The organism is Mangrovitalea sediminis (assembly GCF_002514725.1).
Taxonomy (GTDB): Bacteria; Pseudomonadota; Gammaproteobacteria; order Pseudomonadales; family Oleiphilaceae; genus Mangrovitalea; species Mangrovitalea sediminis.
Map to the genome: position 1 here is coordinate 414,613 of NZ_NTLB01000005.1, position 18,603 is coordinate 433,215.

Annotated in this window: 10 protein-coding genes; 7 read left to right on the top strand and 3 right to left on the bottom strand. The window is 59.0% G+C overall.

From position 1 onward, the window contains the following. Positions 1–13 precede the first annotated feature (13 nt). The gene (nifJ, locus tag CLR77_RS14450; RefSeq protein ID WP_198962775.1) at positions 14–3,607 is read right to left on the bottom strand and encodes a pyruvate:ferredoxin (flavodoxin) oxidoreductase; all 3,594 of its coding nucleotides are present in this window, start codon (positions 3,605–3,607) and stop codon (positions 14–16) included. A gap of 52 nt (positions 3,608–3,659) precedes the next feature. Then, complete coding sequence (locus CLR77_RS14455; RefSeq protein WP_097461364.1) at positions 3,660–5,291, bottom strand: NAD(P)-binding protein; 1,632 nt, start codon at positions 5,289–5,291, stop codon at positions 3,660–3,662. Between the two features lie 456 nt (positions 5,292–5,747). Here CLR77_RS14455 and CLR77_RS14460 point away from each other — a divergent pair, with 456 nt between their 5' ends. The 5 genes from CLR77_RS14460 (at position 5,748) to CLR77_RS14480 (ending at position 14,783) form a co-directional block, all read left to right on the top strand. Then, positions 5,748–8,246 (top strand): plasma-membrane proton-efflux P-type ATPase, encoded by a 2,499-nt coding sequence (locus tag CLR77_RS14460; protein ID WP_097461365.1) that lies wholly within the window; start codon positions 5,748–5,750, stop codon positions 8,244–8,246. A gap of 72 nt (positions 8,247–8,318) precedes the next feature. Then, positions 8,319–10,721, top strand: coding sequence for a phosphoenolpyruvate synthase (gene ppsA, locus CLR77_RS14465; RefSeq protein WP_097461513.1), 2,403 nt, complete (start codon positions 8,319–8,321; stop codon positions 10,719–10,721). A gap of 288 nt (positions 10,722–11,009) precedes the next feature. Continuing rightward, on the top strand, positions 11,010–11,906 hold the full coding sequence (locus tag CLR77_RS14470) for a hypothetical protein (protein WP_143269421.1): 897 nt from the start codon (positions 11,010–11,012) through the stop codon (positions 11,904–11,906). 69 nt (positions 11,907–11,975) lie between these two features. Continuing rightward, positions 11,976–13,394, top strand: coding sequence for an APC family permease (locus CLR77_RS14475; protein WP_198962776.1), 1,419 nt, complete (start codon positions 11,976–11,978; stop codon positions 13,392–13,394). A 15-nt stretch (positions 13,395–13,409) separates the two neighbouring features. Further along, the gene (locus tag CLR77_RS14480) at positions 13,410–14,783 is read left to right on the top strand and encodes a glutamate decarboxylase (RefSeq protein ID WP_097461368.1); all 1,374 of its coding nucleotides are present in this window, start codon (positions 13,410–13,412) and stop codon (positions 14,781–14,783) included. Between the two features lie 3 nt (positions 14,784–14,786). Here CLR77_RS14480 and CLR77_RS14485 read toward each other — a convergent pair whose 3' ends face one another. Beyond that, entirely contained in the window at positions 14,787–15,776 is a 990-nt protein-coding gene (locus CLR77_RS14485; RefSeq protein WP_158227210.1) for an AraC family transcriptional regulator, read from the bottom strand. A gap of 238 nt (positions 15,777–16,014) precedes the next feature. Here CLR77_RS14485 and CLR77_RS14490 point away from each other — a divergent pair, with 238 nt between their 5' ends. After that, positions 16,015–17,505 carry a flavin-containing monooxygenase gene (locus tag CLR77_RS14490; protein ID WP_097461370.1) on the top strand — a complete coding sequence of 497 codons (1,491 nt, stop codon included), beginning with the start codon at positions 16,015–16,017 and terminating at the stop codon, positions 17,503–17,505. A 24-nt stretch (positions 17,506–17,529) separates the two neighbouring features. Next, positions 17,530–18,444 carry an alpha/beta hydrolase gene (locus CLR77_RS14495; RefSeq protein WP_097461371.1) on the top strand — a complete coding sequence of 305 codons (915 nt, stop codon included), beginning with the start codon at positions 17,530–17,532 and terminating at the stop codon, positions 18,442–18,444. The last annotated feature ends 159 nt before the right edge of the window (positions 18,445–18,603 follow it).

Consider the following 18,603-nt stretch of genomic DNA (forward strand, 5'->3'; position numbering starts at 1 on the left):
CCCGCTCTCCCGCTTAAGGTCCATTGTTGCCGATCTGGCCAGCGGCATCAGGGTGGAAGCGCTCGGGATGCCAGTTGGCCATTTCTTCGTAGGTCCGGTATTTCTCTTCGATCACCGATTGTGCCATCGTCAGCAGCTCTGCTGCCTCTTCCGGCCGGTTGGCCGCCAGTGCCTTATAGCGAATTTCGTTGTAGGCGTAGTCCTGGAAGGGAATCGTCGGACGGGGCGAATCCAGCCTGAAAGGGCTTTCTCCGATGGCGCGCATGGCCGGGCTGTAGCGAAACAGCGGCCAGTAGCCGCTCGCGACGGCGAGATCCTGCTGACGCATGCCATATTGCATGTCGATGCCATGGGCGATGCAGTGACTGTAGGCCAGGATCAGCGAGGGACCGGGATACGCCTCCGCCTCGCGGAAAGCCTGTAACGTCTGTTGCGGATTGGCGCCCATGGCCACCTGCGCAACATAGACGTTGCCATAGGCAATGGCCTGTAACGCAAGATCCTTTCGCGCCGTACGTTTCCCGGCCGCCGCGAATTTGGCGATGGCGCCGAGCGGCGTGGCTTTTGAGGCTTGCCCTCCGGTGTTGGAGTACACCTCGGTATCCAGCACCAGCACATTGACGTCCCGCGCGCTGGCCAGCACATGATCCAGGCCGCCATAACCGATATCGTAGGCCCAGCCGTCGCCGCCCACGAGCCAGATACTGCGCCGCACCAAATGATCGACAACGGACAGCAGATCTTTCGCCGCCGGATCCTCCAGGGCTTTCAAGTGTTGTTTGAGCTTATCAACTCGCGCGCGCTGGGCTCGGATCTCCGATTCCTGGATTTGCGGCGCATGCAGAACCGCCGCCATAAGCTCTTCGCCAATTCGGGACCCCAGCTTTCGGGTCAGTTGCTCGGCAAGCTCCCGATGTTTGTCCGCGGCAAGGCGGAACCCCAGGCCGAACTCGGCATTGTCTTCGAAGAGGGAGTTAGACCATGCCGGCCCCCGCCCCTCCGCATTTTTACCCCAGGGGGTGACGGGCAGATTGCCCCCATAAATCGAGGAACATCCCGTGGCGTTGGCAATCTGCAGACGGTCGCCGAACAACTGCGAAAGCAGCTTCAGGTAGGGTGTCTCGCCACAGCCCGCACAGGCACCGGAGAACTCGAAAAGCGGCTCCAGGAACTGCACGCCGCGGACATTCGCGAAATCGACCTGAGAGCGATCATTGACCGGCAGCCCTTCGAAGAACCCGATATGCTCGCGCGCCTCTTCGACCAGAGGCAGCTTCGACTGCAGATTGATGGCTTTCGTTTGCGGATGAACGGGACTGTGCGCCGGGCAGGCTTCGACGCAGAGACCGCAACCGGTGCAGTCCTCCACATAGAACTGCAGAGAAAAGCGCACGTCCGGATATCCCCGCACGTTGATCGGTGCCGATTTGAATGTCTCTGGTGCCTGCGCGAGCTGGTCCTGATGAAAATACTTGGCACGGATCACGCTATGGGGACAGACGAAACTGCACTGCCCGCACTGGACGCAAAGATCCTCCTCCCAGACCGGCACGAAATCCGCCACATTGCGCTTTTCCCACATCGCTGTACCGGATGGAAAGGTCCCGTCGGCAGGCATCGCACTGACGGGGATTTCATCGCCACGCCCTTCGAACATCATTGCCGTCACGTCGCGAACGAAATCCGGCGCCGTAGCCGGCACTACAGGTGGACGTTCGAGAGTTCCCCTGACCTCACTGGGCACAGACACCGCATAAAGATGGGCGAGCGTCGCATCGACCGCCTCGAAGTTACGCTGGACCACCTCCTCGCCCTTGCGGGTATAGGTCTTGCGGATGGCGGCCTTGATGCGATCCAGTGCCTCCGCCTTTGGCAAAACCCCGGAAATGGCAAAGAAACAGGTTTGCAGAACCGTATTGGTCCTGTTGCGAAGACCGACTTCCTGCGCCACACGGGAAGCATCGATCACGTAAAAGTGGAGCTGCTTGTCGATGATCTGCTGTTGGACGGGACGGGGCAGTTTCTCCCAGACTTCTTTGGGCCCATAGGGGCTGTTCAGCAGGAAGGTTCCACCCGGCGCCGCCAGTTTCAGCACGTCCTGGCGCATCAGGAAGTGGAACTGGTGGCAGCCCACGAAACTGGCTTGGGATATCAGGTAAGGCGCCTGGATCGGCCTGGGTCCAAAGCGCAGATGAGACACCGTCTGCGCGCCGGATTTATGGGAATCGTAGACGAAATAGCCCTGGGCATAGCGATCGGCATCTTCCGCGATGATTTTGACGCTGTTCTTGTTGGCCCCGACGGTGCCATCCGAGCCAAGGCCGTAAAACACCGCCCGCACGACATCGTCCGGCTCGATGGAGAAACTCGGGTCGAAGGTCAGGCTGGTGTGGGTCACATCATCCACTATGCCGATGGTAAAGCCATTTTTAGGCGCTTCGGCGGCCAGTTCGTCGAACACCGCCTTGACCATTGCCGGCGTAAACTCCTTGGACGACAGGCCATAACGGCCGCCGATGACGCGAGGCATAGTGCTGCGCAGGCCACGGGCAACCGCGTCGGCGAGCGTCGCCGTCACGTCCAGGTAGAGTGGCTCGCCGCTTGCGCCCGGCTCTTTGGTCCGATCCAGTACCGCGACGGACCGGCAACTGGCGGGAAGAGCCCCCAGAAAATGGACGGCAGAGAAAGGCCGGTAGAGCCGCACCTGTAACACGCCGACCTTCTCACCCTGTTCCGCCAGTACCGCGACTGTCGTTCGCGCCGTTTCGGCGCCCGACCCCATGAGGATAATGACCCGTTCTGCGTCCGGCGCGCCTTCGTACTCGAAAAGACCATAATGGCGCCCCGTCAGCTCGCCAAAACGCGCCATGGCCTTTTCGACGATCGCTGGCGTCGCCTGATAGAAGGCATTTACGGTTTCGCGTCCCTGAAAAAAGGTATCGGGGTTTTGCGCCGTGCCGCGAACGAACGGGTTTTCGGGACTCAGGGCCCGGGAGCGGTGGGCACGGACGCATTCGTCGTCGATCATCGCCCTCACCTGTTCATCACTGACCAGCTCCAGGGTGTTGACCTCATGAGAGGTACGGAAGCCGTCAAAGAAATGCAGGAACGGAATGCGGGATTCCAAGGTAGCGGCCTGTGCGATCAACGCGCTGTCGTGCGCTTCCTGAATCGAAGCGGAGGCCATCAGCGCAAAGCCGGTTCCCCGCACGGCCATGACATCCGAATGATCGCCAAAGATGGACAGCGCCTGTGCCGCCAGGGAGCGGGCCGCCACATGGAATACCGTCGGCGTCAGTTCACCGGCGATCTTGAACATGTTGGGCAGCATGAGCATCAGGCCCTGTGAAGCGGTAAAGGTCGTGGTCAGGGCACCGGACTGCAAGGCACCGTGGATGGCCCCGGCAGCGCCCCCCTCGCTTTGCATTTCCTGGATAACCGGCACGTTGCCCCAGATGTTGCCCTGTCCTGCCGCCGACCACTGGTCTGCCAGTTCCGCCATGGGGGACGACGGCGTAATCGGGTAAATAGCGCATACCTCATTGACGCGATAGGCGATATGGGCAACAGCGGTATTGCCGTCCATGGTCGCTTTGCTGGATGCCATTCGGGGCTCCTCGATATTCGGTCAGATTGCGGGGCTGGAAGCCTCGGCGATGTCAGTCAGGCTCCGGAACCATGTCGATGGCATGGCAGGGGCACTGCTCGAAGCAGGTTCCGCAACCGGTACACTTCGCATAGTCATAACGATACCGATTGCCGGGGCCCAGCTTGATAATCGCGTCTTCGGGACAGGCTGCAAAACAGTTGTCGCACTCGAAGCAGTTGCCGCAGGACAGGCAGCGCTGCGATTCGTAGCGGGCCTGCGTTTCCGACAGCCCCGTAACGACTTCTTCAAACCCCGTCACACGCTCGGTGGCAGCCAACGCTTTTTCGGTCAGGGGACTGGCGTCGCTGAACACCGGTAAATGAAGCATCGGATAATCCACAACCCTGGCGGGTTCCGGCTCGGCATAAGGCTGCTGTCTTAACCAGGCGTCGATATGTTTCGCGGCCTTTTTGCCGTGTCCTACGGCAACGGTCACAGACCGTTCGCCCGGCACCATATCGCCACCGGCAAAGAGGCCGGGGCAACCCGTCATCAAGTCAGGCCCAACGTCGACAGTCCCATCGGGTTTACAGGAAACCCCGGGAACCTGCCGCAGAAAGCCGGTATCGGTCTGTTGACCCAGCGCGAGGACCACCGCGTCGGCTTCCAGGGTTTCCAACTGCCCTGTCGGCTGCGGGCGCCCCTGCTCGTCCAGCGCCATCACTTCCACCGTGAGCGTCGAGCCGTCGATGTCCTTGATACTGGTAAGCCATTTGATCTTTACGCCTTCGGCCGCTGCTTCGTCTGCTTCAAAGGCATGGGCAGCCATATGGCCACGATCACGGTGGTAGACGATCAGCGCCTCGTCTGCGCCCAGCCGGCGGGCTGTCCGCGCGGCATCCATAGCGGTATTACCACCACCATACACGACGACACGGCGCCCCAGACGTGGCGTGTCCCCCGTACCGACCTGATGCAACAGGGAGACGGCATCCAATACGCGGGCGGCATCGCGAGCGGGAATATCCACGTGTTTACCGATGTGGGCGCCGACGGCCACGAAGACGGCATCAAAGGCACCGGCCTCACGTTCGGCATCCAGATCCTCTACCCGGTGGTTGAACACGAACTTGACGCCCATGGCCTCGATACGCGCGACTTCCTTCTGCAAATCCGCGCGCGGTAGCCGATAGGCCGGGATACCGAACTGCATCATGCCACCTGCAACGGGCCCGGCTTCATGGATCTCGACGGCGTGGCCGAGACGGGTCAGATGATAAGCCGCAGACAGGCCACTGGGACCTGCGCCGACGATCAACACCCGCTTCCCGCTGGCCGCTGCATCGATGGGGAACGGCCAGCCTTCGGACGCCGCCAGATCCCCCAAAAAGCGTTCCACCGCATGGATGCTGACCGGCGCATCCAGCGACTGCCGATTGCAGTGACTTTCACAGGGGTGATAACAGACACGGCCATGCACGGCGGGCAACGGGTTGTCTCGCACCAGGGTTTCCCAGGCTTTTCGATAGTCGCCCGCCTGCGCCAGCGCCAGCCAGGCCTGAATGTTCTCACCGGCCGGACAGGCTTGATTGCAGGGCGGAAGCAGGTCGACATAAACGGGGCGTTGCTGGCGTATCGGTCCAGTCCCCTTTTCGCGGGTCAGGTCTACCACTGGGGTCATATCCCGGCGGTTAATCGGCATGATCGTCCTCTCCCATAATTCCCTTGCTGTCACCATACGCTCTGATGGCCAAAGCTCCCTGACCTGCGTCAAATCGCACAGGAATGGCCAACTTTTACCAAGACGGCATTCAAGGCGACCGGCATACGGCCACGGAAGTTCCACAGTCCGGGAATCTTTAAAGGGCCTATTGACCCATATCAAAGGGGACACAGAGAGGATCGACGCAGACTGTAGTGCGCTGCACTAATCCTGTAGAAATACAGACTTATTCCCGGCAGTCCGATGGTCACTGCGTGATCCGCTGCATCAGTCCCCGGTCGGCGGATCTGAAACCATCTTTCGTTTTGTAGCCCCAAGTACCGGCTCGTGGCGAATGACTCTCTTCCCGATTTTCGTGGCACCTCGACACGACGTTAACCAGCCTCAGAGTCAGTCAAACACGAAGCCGGGACAACCTCACCTAAGGAGTACGAGATGGTCGACAGCATCGAAGCTCAAGATGCGGAAAAAAGGGATCTGGAAGACCTTCTTGAAAAGCTGGACAGTTCCCAAGACGGACTCACATCCGCAGAAGCCTCGAACCGCTTATCGCAGTTTGGTCCCAACGCCCTGGTGGAAAAACATGTCAGTCCCCTGAGCCGGTTTCTCGGTTACTTCTGGGGGCCCATACCCTGGATGATCGAAGTGGCCGCCGTACTGTCGGCGCTGGTGAGGCATTGGGACGATTTCGTCATTATCCTGGCGCTTCTGGTTTTCAATGCCGGCGTCGGCTTTTGGCAGGAATTCAAGGCCGCCAATGCCCTGGACGCGCTAAAAAGCCAGCTCGCACTGAAGGCGCGCGCCCTCCGCGATGGCGCCTGGGGCGAAGTCAACGCCAGTGACCTGGTGCCCGGAGACATCATCCGTTTACGGCTGGGGGATATCATCCCGGCGGACGCCAAGTTATTCGGCGGCGACTATCTCGCCATCGACCAGTCAGCCCTCACCGGTGAATCGCTGCCAGTCAATAAAAAGGCCGGAGATGTCGCCTACTCCGGGTCTGTCGCCAAGCAGGGTGAGATGCTGGCGCTCGTCACAGCGACCGGAAGCGAGACCTTTTTTGGTCGTACCGCCAAGCTGGTGGAAGGCGCCGGCGCCGTTTCTCACTTCCAAAAGGCGGTCCTCGCCATCGGCGACTACCTCATCTATCTCAGCCTTGCCCTGGTAGCAGCATTGATCATTGTGCAGTTGTTCCGTCATGCGCCGTTACTGGATCTTGTGCAGTTCGCGCTGATCCTGACCGTCGCCTCGATACCGGTTGCCATGCCGGCCGTACTGTCGGTCACCATGGCCGTTGGCGCGCTGGCCCTATCGAAGAAAAAAGCCATCGTTTCGCGGTTGCAGTCGATAGAGGAAATGGCCGGTATCGATATCCTTTGTTCGGACAAGACCGGAACCCTCACCCAGAACAAGCTCACCCTTGGCGAGCCTGCGGTATTTGGCGCGAAGGATGCCCAGGACCTGATACTCGCCGGGGCGCTGGCGTCCAAGGCAGAGAACAAGGATGCCATCGATCTGGCGGTCATCGGCGGCCTTGGGGACAACACTGCGTTGCAGGCCTACACACAAATTAACTTTGTTCCCTTCGATCCGGTGAGCAAGCGCACTGTAGGCGAAATCCGCAGCAGTGATGCCACCACGTTCAAGGTCAGTAAAGGCGCTCCCCAAGTCATTCTGGAGTTGGCCGGTGTTGCCGGCGAAGAGTCTGAGCGGGCAAATACACTGATCGGCGAACTTGCCGCCAAAGGCTTCCGCACCCTGGGCGTTGCACGTACCGATGACGCGGGAACATGGCATTTCCTCGGTATTCTGCCGTTGTTCGATCCACCCCGGGAGGACTCCCGCGAGACCATTCGCCAAGCCGAGGAGCACGGTATCGAGGTTAAGATGGTGACGGGCGACGATACCGCCATCGCCAAGGAAATCGCCGGTCAGCTGAATCTCGGCACGGCCATTCAACCTGCTGGAAACCTGTTGACACAGGCAGCGGCTCAGGGGCACCTGTCTTCAGATGTGGGTGAACGTATCGAGGCTGCAGACGGCTTCGCACAGGTTTTCCCCGAGCATAAGTACGCCATCGTCAAAGCCCTACAGGAGCGCAACCATCTGGTCGCGATGACGGGCGATGGCGTCAACGATGCCCCGGCGTTAAAACAGGCTGATGTCGGTATTGCCGTCAGCGGTGCCACCGACGCGGCCCGCGCCGCAGCCGACCTGGTGCTGACCGCGCCGGGGTTGTCTACCATCGTCAGCGCCGTGGAAGAGGCGCGCCGCATCTTCGAACGAATGAATTCGTATGCGATTTACCGCATCGTCGAAACCATTCGCATCATGTTTTTCGTGGTACTGGCCATGATCGCGTTCAACTTTTACCCGATCAGCGCGATCATGATCATCCTGCTGGCCTTCTTCAACGACGTACCGATCATGGCGATCGCGTACGACAACACCTGGCTCGACCCCAAGCCGGTTCGCTGGAATATGCCGCGGGTCCTGACCGTTTCCACCGTACTGGGTCTGATCGGTGTGGTGGAAACCTTTGGTCTGCTGTGGATCGCCAGGGAATGGATGCACCTGTCCATCGCGCAGATCCAGACTTTCATATTCCTGAAACTGGCCGTCGCCGGCCATCTCACCCTGTTTGTCGCGCGCACTCACCGGCCCTTCTGGAGCCGGCCATTCCCGTCGCCGCTGCTGTTATGGTCAGCCATCCTGACCAAGATACTCGCAACGTTGTTCGTGGTTTTCCCGTTTGGGCTGATCACGCCGATCGGCTGGACTGACGTGGGCCTGATTTGGGCCTATTGCATCGTTTGGATCTTTATCGAGGACCTGGCCAAGCTGGCCGTCTATAACCGCTTCCGCCGCTCTTCGCCGCGCCATCGCAGTTTCTTGTCAACACTGAGTTCGCCGCTGCATGGGCATGGACGCTGAAATGTCGCTCAGTCCCCCGTTTTGCCGGGTTGGAGGTTTGAGCACAAACCTATCGAGCACGTGCAGATCATCATGACCAATTTCAAATACATTCGCTTTTTCAATGAGCTGGGCATCGACGATGTGCCCCTGGTTGGCGGCAAGAATGCGTCACTCGGGGAAATGTATCGAACCCTGACGGAACGCGGCGTAACAGTCCCCAATGGCTTCGCCATTACCGCCGACGCCTATCGATATGTCCTCGACAAGGCGGGCGCCTGGGATGCGTTGCACGCGGCGCTGGATGGTCTGGACCCTGCCAATGTCGCGGATCTCGCCAGGCGGGGCAAACGCGCACGGGAAATCGTCTACGGTGCAGGCCTGCCGGACGACCTTGCACAGGAGATCGTCGCGGCCTATCGGGTATTGCAGGAAGAGTACGGCGAAGACCTGAGCCTCGCAGTACGCAGCTCAGCCACTGCGGAAGACCTGCCAACGGCAAGTTTTGCCGGCCAGCAGGATACCTTCCTGAATATCCATGGAGACGAGAGCCTGCTCGACGCCTGCCGACGCGATTTCGCCAGCCTGTTCACGGATCGCGCCATTCATTACCGCCTCGATCAGGGCTTTGACCATTTCAAGGTTTTCCTTTCGATTGGCGTCATGAAGATGGTGCGTTCCGATATCTCGTCATCCGGTGTCATGTTTACCCTGGATACCGAATCCGGATTTCGCGACTTGGTCTTCGTGACCGGCAGTTACGGATTGGGCGAGAACGTGGTTCAAGGCGCCGTCGACCCTGACGAATTCTATGTTCACAAGCCCACCTACGCCGGGGGCCACCGGGCGGTCCTGCGCCGGAGCCTGGGCGACAAGGCCGTCAAGATGATCTATCTGGAGGGCGATACGCGCCAGACCACGCGCAATATTCCCACACCGAAGGCGGACCGCGAACGTTACTGCATCGACGATAGCGATGTGCTGGAACTCGCCGGTTATGCCATGACCATCGAGCAGCATTATCAGCGCCCAATGGATATCGAGTGGGCCAAGGACGGTACCGACGGCAAGCTCTATATCGTGCAGGCGCGCCCGGAGACCGTCGCCTCCCAACGGGTACTGACAGTGCTGGAGACCGATGTCCTCGACGGCAAAGGCGAGATTATTGCCACCGGGCGTGCCGTCGGCGAACGTATTGCCAGCGGCCGTACCCGGGTGATTACCTCCGTCGCGAAGCTGGACGAATTCCAGCCCGGCGAAATTCTTGTGGCCGATACCACCACGCCGGACTGGGAGCCGGTGATGAAGACGGCTGCCGCCATCGTTACCAACCGGGGTGGTCGCACCTGCCATGCAGCCATCATTGCCCGGGAACTGGGTATTCCTGCCGTCGTCGGCGCAGGAACCGCAACCAGCGACATCCCGGATGGCGAGATTGCTACGGTTTCCTGTGCCGAGGGCGATAGCGGACATATCTATCGGGGTGAAGTGCCGTTCCACCGCGAACAGACCGAGATTGGCGACCTGCCCCGTCCGGCTACTCACATCATGATCAACCTGGGCAATCCGGAGATTGCCTTCAAGACGTCCTTTCTGCCCAATGACGGCGTTGGCCTGGCCCGGATGGAATTCATCATCAATGAATACATCAAGATCCACCCTATGGCACTCCTGCATCCGGAAAGGGTGACCGATGCCACTGTCCGCGACACTATCGACCTCCTGACACGCGGCGCGCCGGATAAGGCGACCTTCTTTGTTCAAAGGCTCTCGGAAGGCATCGGTACCATAGCGGCTGCCTTCTGGCCAAAGCCGGTCGTGGTCCGGCTGTCGGACTTCAAATCCAACGAGTACGCCAGCCTGCTTGGGGGCAGCGCCTTCGAACCGGACGAAGCCAATCCCATGATTGGATTCCGCGGTGCTTCCCGCTATGCCCATCCAGCGTATGTCGAAGGCTTCCACCTGGAGTGCCGGGCCATGAAACGTGTCCGCGATACGATGGGGCTGACCAACGTCATCGTTATGCTGCCCTTTGTGCGCCGTGTTCAGGAGGCCGATGCGGTATTGGCCAAAATGGCGGAGTTCGGGCTGACCCGGGGTGAAAACGGCCTGCAGGTCTATGCAATGTGCGAGATACCCAACAACGTTATCCTGATCGACCAGTTCGCTAAACGGTTCGACGGTTTTTCCATCGGCTCGAACGATCTCACCCAATTAACCCTCGGTGTTGACCGGGACAGCGAAATCGTCGCCTTCGACTATGACGAGCGGGATGATGGTGTCAAAGAGATGATCCGCCTTGCCGTAGAAGGCTGCCGCCGGAACGGCATCCATTCAGGACTTTGCGGCCAGGCACCTTCCGATTATCCGGAAATGGCCGAATACCTGGTGCAGCTCGGTATCGATTCGATGAGTCTCAATCCCGATACCGTCGTTGCCACAACCCGACGGGTTCTCCAGGTGGAGGCGAATCTTAAACGCACTTCCGGCGAGTGAATTCGGCGATCCCGCGTCATCAGGGGCGGAGATACAGGCCCCCGATGACCGTCTTCGTATCAAGTTGCCTGTGCCGGGCACACAGAACTGGCCATAAATTGTTCTATTTAAACGTCATTATGTGATTCCAGATCAAGTTTTGGTGATGTCACGGGCCGGACCTCCCCCGCAAGTTGACGCGGGTCAAATGGGGCCGCGAGGCCCCCTCCTAGACTAAGAACCGACACCAATCAGATATCCATTCCAATATTGGTGGGAGGATGAATAATGGCGCTCTCAGGTCAACGTATGAGTTCCCGATCAGACCGTAATTGCCACCTCGCCGATATCGATAGCCTTGGGCTTTGGCGGTGTGTCACGCGTAAGCATTCATTACTTTCGTCGCTCCAGGATCAAACCCGGCATAGCAGCGAAACCCCGGCACGCAATACGCTGCTCGAAGCCAATCCCCACCAGGGTACCGTGGCGTTAGCCCTCGAATTTCCGTTCAAGACCATGCCGGTCTGCACAGAAACGAACAGCGAAGCGGCCGGTAACGCAATCCGCCGGTATCTGGACAACCTCCTGGACGAGGCCCGCCGGGTTGGTGAGCTATTGCAGGACGGCCCAGCTGTATCACATCTCTATCTGTTGGGAAACGTGGCCGGCTGGCTCGATGCCGCTGAACTCACCGAAGTCATGTTTCGGCTTGGCCGATATTTTCATGTGCGTCAGAGTCAGGGGCATTGCGCCGTTTTGGCGGTGGATGACTGGAACCAGGACAAGGGCGCCTATAACCTGATCAGGGGCCTGGGTTTCACCCATTTGCTGATCAATAGCACTCTGCCCTTACAAGGAAGTGCCGATTCAGAGCGGTTCGCTGCGCTTCGACAACATTGGGATAAGCTCGGTTTAACCCCCATTGTGCCCGTCGTTGACGACACCGGCGTTCATGCATTTCAACGGATTGGAGAACGCGATACGGCGATGGCCGGTATCGGCGAAAACATCGAAGCCGTCGTTGACGCCGCGCCGGACCGGCTTATCGGCTTGGGGTTGGGAGCTTGGTCCGTATTAGGTCATCAGCTCCTGCGGAACCCTACGCAACTGAACCATTATTACGGGAGCCTGTCAGAAAGACGCCTGGATGGACAGGCAGCGAATCGGAATAGGGTTTTGAAGACGCGGGAGGGGTCATCGCTCTGACGAACAAGTTTCCGCTTCCCCGGAGTTGCCGCTTTCGCGCTTAATTTTCGATATAAAGGACGCATTTCATTGAGCACGGCAACTCCGGATACGTCGGGTGGCATGCCCCATTTAGGCATAACCACCCTGACCTTCATGACAACGGCACTTTTCCTCACCCTTCGCAACATGCCGATGATGGCCGAGACCGGCCTGCAGATGGTGTTCTTTAACCTGATCACCATGTTCGCCTTCTTGATTCCCCTGGCACTGGTCTCCGCAGAATTGGCAACCACCTGGCCAAAGAATGGTGTTTTTCACTGGGTCGAGGAAGCCTTCGGGTCCCGATGGGGGCTGGTCGCCGTTTGGCTGCAGTGGATACAAAGCCTGTTTGGCATCACCTCCATCCTGTCCTATGTGGCCGCCAGTCTCGCCTATGCCATCGACCCCAGCCTATCCAGCCATAGAACCTTTATCGTGGGTGTGATTCTGGTGGTGTACTGGGTCGCGACACTGGGTAATCTCCGGGGCACCCGTGCTTCGGGATATATATCCAGCATCTGCCTGGGTGCGGGTGTGATCTTTCCGAGCCTGGTGCTGATCGTGCTGGCCGGCGTCTATGTGGCCTCCGGGCAGCCATTGCACCTGAACCTGGCGCTAACCGTCGACAACTGGCTGCCCGTGCACCATGCACAGCATTCGTTTGTCCTGTTTCTCGGTTTTATCTTTGGGGTCGTCGGTATCGAAGTGTCTGCCAACCATGCAAATGAAGTTCGTAACGTCCGGCGCACCTATCCCATCGCCGTGTTCTCTGCCGCAGCGTTGGGATTTGTGCTGACCTTATTGGGCGGCCTGGCGGTTGCCGTGGTCGTTCCCTCACAGCAGTTGGACTTGGTTTCCGGCAGCGTCCAGGCACTGCAACGATTGCTGGCGCTCGATCACCTGAGCGGGTTGATGTCTTTAACCGCCCTGCTCGTTGCCGTCGGCGCCGCAGGTCAGGTCAGCACCTGGGTCCTGGGTCCCCTCAAAGGACTCTGGGCCGCGGGAAAATCCGGTTACCTGCCGCCCCGCCTGCAGGCTGTCAATCGTCATGGCGTACCGCACCACTTACTCCTGGTACAGGCGTTGGCCATGAGCGTCGTGGCGCTGGTGTTCCTCTTCACCCGGGACATCGACGCGGCGTTTCTCCTGCTGACCTCAGCCGCCGTAGTGCTATACAGTGCCATGTATCTATTGCTGTTCGCGGCGGCGATCCGCTTGCGCTATTCCGAGCCAGCCCGAATACGTCCCTATCGGGTCCCGGGCGGCAAAAACTGGGGGCTTTGGCTCGTTGCCGGCCTTGGATTCATGACCACGGTCTTATGTCTCGCCATCGGTTTGTTCATTCCCGGGAATGACATAGTTCCAAGCCATTACATCGGCGCCATGATGGGCATATTGGTTGCGATGATACTGGTCCCCCTCATGCTCTATCGCTGGCGCCGGCCAGCCTGGACAAACGCGACGTAAAGGAGCTACATCCCCATGGTCAAGAAACTCAAGCCCGATACCAATCTCGCTCCCACCTACGGCTGCCGGGCAATGGCCCATCCGATTCCCAAATACGCATTACCCCATGAAGAACTGGACTCCCGTACCGCTTACCAACTCGTGCATGACGAACTCATGCTGGACGGCAACGCACGCCTGAACCTGGCGACCTTCGTCACGACCTGGATGGAACCCGAAGCCGAACAGTTGATGGCCGAAACCTTCAACAAGAATATGATCGACAAGGACGAGTATCCCCAAACCGCCGAGCTCGAAACCCGTTGCGTGAACATGATCGCCCGGCTGTTCAATGCACCGGAAGAACAAAGTGCCATCGGGGTTTCCGCGATCGGCTCCAGCGAAGCCATTATGCTCGCCGGCATGGCCTTAAAGTGGCGCTGGAAAGCACGGCGGCTCGTCGCCAACCAGCCCACCAATAAGCCCAATCTCATATTGGGTACCAACGTTCAGGTCGTTTGGGAAAAATTCTGCCGTTATTGGGAAGTGGAACCACGCTATGTTCCCATGACCGAAAACCGTTTTGTCATCTCTCCGGAGGAAGTCACAAGCCGCATTGACGAAAATACCATCGGGGTCGTGGCTATTCTTGGCACGACTTTTACAGGGGAATACGAACCCATTGAGGCTATCCATGATGCCGTCGTAAAGCATGCCCAGGCACATAACCTTACGGTTCCCATCCATGTCGATGCCGCCAGCGGTGGGTTTGTGGCCCCCTTCATTCAACCCCACCTGCGCTGGGACTTCCGGTTGCCGAACGTGGTGTCGATCAACGTCTCCGGCCACAAATATGGATTGGTATATCCCGGTGTGGGTTGGGCCATCTGGCGCAGCCAGGAACACCTGCCTGACGACCTGATATTCCATGTCGATTACTTGGGCGGCAATATGCCCACCTTTACGCTGAATTTTTCCCGACCGGGAAACCAGATCGTCGGCCAGTACTACAACTTTCTACGTCTAGGCCGGGCCGGTTATACCCGCATCATGACGACCCTGAGAGACACCGCGACGGGTTTATCAAAACGTATCGCACAGTTGGGTCCGTTTGCGCTGCTGAGCGATGGGAGCGACATTCCGGTCTTTGCCTTTCGCCTGAAAGATAGCCGACGCTATTCCGTCTACGATGTTTCTGATCGATTGCGCATTTACGGCTGGCAGGTCCCGGCTTATGCGATGCCGGCGAACGCCGAAGATATTCACGCGCTCAGGATCGTTGTTCGGGAGGGTTTCTCTCGCGACATGGCGGATATGTTGCTCCAGGACCTCAACCGCGTGGTGGACGAACTCGAGCAGGCGCCCCCCAATCAACCCAAGCAACCGGCGAGCGCCTTTCGCCACCTTTGAACGTTACTCCCGAGTGAGTCGTTCCGCGTGGGGCGTACGCCCAAACCAGCGTTTGTAGGCATTGATGAAGCTGGTCGGCTCGGCGTAACCCAGCCGTTCAGCGATACGTTCCACCGTCAAACGGGGCACAGAGAGGTATTCTCGCGCCAGGGCCTGCCGAACCTCCTCACGCAGCTCGATAAAGGTCGTGTCGGCAGCCTTCAGGTGGCGGCGCAGGGTGCGCGGTGTCATGTGCAACTGACCGGCGACCTTCTCCAGCGTTGGCATCTCCGCGGCGCTATCGGCGAGACGCTGGCGTACCTGGGCTGCCAGTCCCGTGCGCCGGCGGCGTTGGTCCAATAACGCCTCGCATTGCTGGCGCGCCGCCTCCCGGGCCAACTCATTGGCCTGCGGCAGCGGCAGGTCCATCAGGTCCCGTCTCAAGGCAATCCGATGCCGGGAGGCGCCAAACAGGGGTTTTTGCCCCAGAAGCGCCTCATAGACTGACGTGTTTTCTGGTTCGGGAAAGGCCAACCAGAGTTCATCCAGCAAGGGCTGACCGGCCAGAATATCGTGTTGAAGGATCAGTAATGCGCTGATGTCCCGCTCGACGATAAATCGACGCATGTTCTCGGGCATAATCGGGCGGAGTTCGTCATCGATGACATTGATACAGGTTTGGGATGCGTCAAGAGTGACAGCGAAGCGGACAAAGGCGTAGGTCAGGTTGAGATAATGAAACCCGATGTCCAGTGCTTCCTGCAGGCTACGGCTGCTGGCCAGCGCAAAACCGAGGGCACCAAAAGCCGTGAAGTGATACCGCTGCCCACATGCGATCCCGAGCCCCGGCAAGTTTGGAAGCGCCGTCATGAGGTTCCGAATCAGCCGCAACTCCTGCTGGCCGCTCACCTCAGCGGAGGGATCACAGAGCACCTCGGCAGCAACGCCCGTGCCCGCCAGAATCGTCTCGTCGTCGATCCCCTGCTCCCGGCCGACTTCCGTCATCAGGCGCATGCTGACGATGCTTCGACGGAAATCCCAGGATGCGGTTGACGGGTTCGGATACGGCGAGGACCTTGGTGGCGATGGTGGATTCTGCATAGAGCCATTCACCCATTATTGTTGTCTGTGCAGTCTAATACAGACACCCCCGAATGTCCCCAAACAACGATTTTATGTCCTTTCAGGGCATCGCCCACCATAAGTCGCCCACCTACTCTATCTCTCTGAACACCCCCCTTTTGGAGAAGATATGAGTGCCATCGACACCCCAAACTCCCAGCATATCGTGATCATCGGGTCCGGTTTTGGCGGTCTCGGCATGGCTATCCAGCTTAAAAAGGCCGGTATCGAGGCGTTCTCCATTCTGGAAAAGGCTGACAGCGTCGGCGGAACCTGGCGAGACAACACCTATCCCGGCGCTGCCTGCGACGTGCAGTCACACCTGTATTCGTTTTCGTTCGAGCCCAAGAGCGATTGGTCACGCAAGTTCGGTTTACAGCCGGAAATTCGCGCTTACATGGAGCACTGTGTCGATAAATATGGACTGCGCAATCACATCCGGTTCAATACCGAGGTTCGTTCGGCCAGCTTCGACAGGGACACCGGACTCTGGACGATTCAGACAACGCATCGCGATCCTATAGAGGCCCGGGTGTTGATTCCAGCCTGCGGACAGCTCAACCAGCCCGCAATACCTGATATCAAGGGGATTGAAAGCTTCAAGGGTAAGATATTCCATTCGGCGCGATGGGATCATAGCTACGACCTGACCGGCAAGCGAGTGGCCGTTATCGGTACCGGTGCCAGTGCAATACAGTTCGTGCCGGAGATTGTGCATCAGGTGAAGGCACTTAAACTGTTCCAACGCTCCGGCGCCTGGGTCATACCCAAGCCCGACCGCCCCTTCACCCGCTTCGAGCAACGGGTATTCGAAAACGTCCCGGTACTCGACCGGCTCTATCGGGCACAAATCTACTGGCGCAATGAAAGCCGGGCCCTGGCGTTTACCCGCTACGGTTTTCTGCTGAACATCTTCAAATGGCAGGTCAAGCATCTCGTCCGTAAGCAGGTGCGCGACCCGGTGAAACGCGCAAAACTGATTCCCGACTACCCCGTGGGCTGTAAACGTATCCTGATGTCCAACAACTGGTTTCAGGCCATGGACCAGGACAATCTCGACCTCATTACCGAAGCAGTGGATCGTATTGAGGGAAATACGATCGTCACGCGGGACGGCCAACGTCACGATGTCGACGCCATCATTTACGCCACGGGCTTCAAGGCCACGGAATTCCTGTCCCCCATGAAATTCACCGGCCTCGACGGCATCGATCTGACCCGGGCATGGAAAGACGGCGCCGAAGCCTATAAAGGGATCTCCGTTTCGGGCTTCCCCAACCTGTTCATTCTGTATGGCCCTAACACCAACCTGGCGCACAGCTCCATACTCTTTATGCTGGAATCGCAGATCCGTTACGTGATGCAATGCGTGCGAACATTGCAGGCCCCCGGGCTGCGGTACATGGACGTCAAACCCGACCGCCAGCAAGCATACGATGACAATATACAGGCGCGACTGAAAAACAGTGTCTGGGAGGCTGGATGTACGTCCTGGTACAAGACGGCATCTGGCAGGAATACCAATAACTGGCCCGGCTTCACCTTCAGCTACCGGCTCATGACCGGCAAGCTGGAGTTGCAGGACTACGAATTAGAGCCCGCAACCGCAACCCAGGCCTGAACCGTCACAAGGATCACCCTTTCAATGGAACGCTTGCTTCGTGCCCTGACCCGTTTTGGCGTCAAGCCCATGCTCTCGCCCAGGATACCCGTCTGGCTCCAGCGTCAGACAGGCACACTCAGCGCCTTGATCCTGCGCACGCCACGCCATGTCACAATGGCGCTCCGACACTTGGGCGGCAACAAGGCACTGGCGATCACGCCCACACGTCATGCGCCCGGAATCGGCATGCTGTTTCTGCATGGCGGTGCCTATGTGATGGGCGGCTTCGGCAGTCATCGCAAACTGGCCGGTTGGCTGGCCCAAACCACCCAGGCACGCACATGGTTGCTGGATTACCGGCTTGCGCCGGAGCACCCGTGCCCTGCGGCACTCGATGACGCACTCGCCGCCTATCGCGAGCTGCTGGATGAGGGCCAGGACCCCGCCCGCCTCATCATCGCCGGAGATTCCGCAGGGGGCGGGCTGACCCTGGCCACCGCCGTTGCAATCCGGGAAGCCGGGCTTCCCCTCCCCGCAGCCCTGGTACTGCTTTCGCCCTGGGTCGATTTGAGCCAGTCAGGAGCCACCATCACGACTCACGTCGCACGGGACGCAATGCTATCACCGGCCTGGTTGAACTTCGGTGCAGCGGCCTATGCCGGAAACCGTTCTCCGAAAGACGCGATCTGCTCTCCACTGAATGCCGATCTTACCGGCTTGCCGCCAATGTTGATCCAGGTTGGCAGCGAGGAAATCCTGCTGGACGATGCCCGCCGGTTAAATGCAGGTGCCATTGCCGCCGGTGTCGATGCGGACTTGCAGGAATACGTTGGCGGCGGGCATGTTTTCCAGTTTCACGCGGGGCAACTACCCGTCGCAGACCGCGCACTGGGGGACATTGCGCGCTTCGTACAGCGGCGGATCGACACGCCAACAGAGAGGGATACCAGCCACTGATCGCTATCGCCGAGTGCCGGTCTCCCGATGTTTTGCGGCCATCAACATACTGTTGAGTTGCTTGTTGGAGCGCGCGAGTTCTGCATCGGCGATTTTCAGCTCCTCGGCCAGACGCGGAGAAGGAAAACGAGTTGTTGCGACTTGAGAGGGCTAACCCTG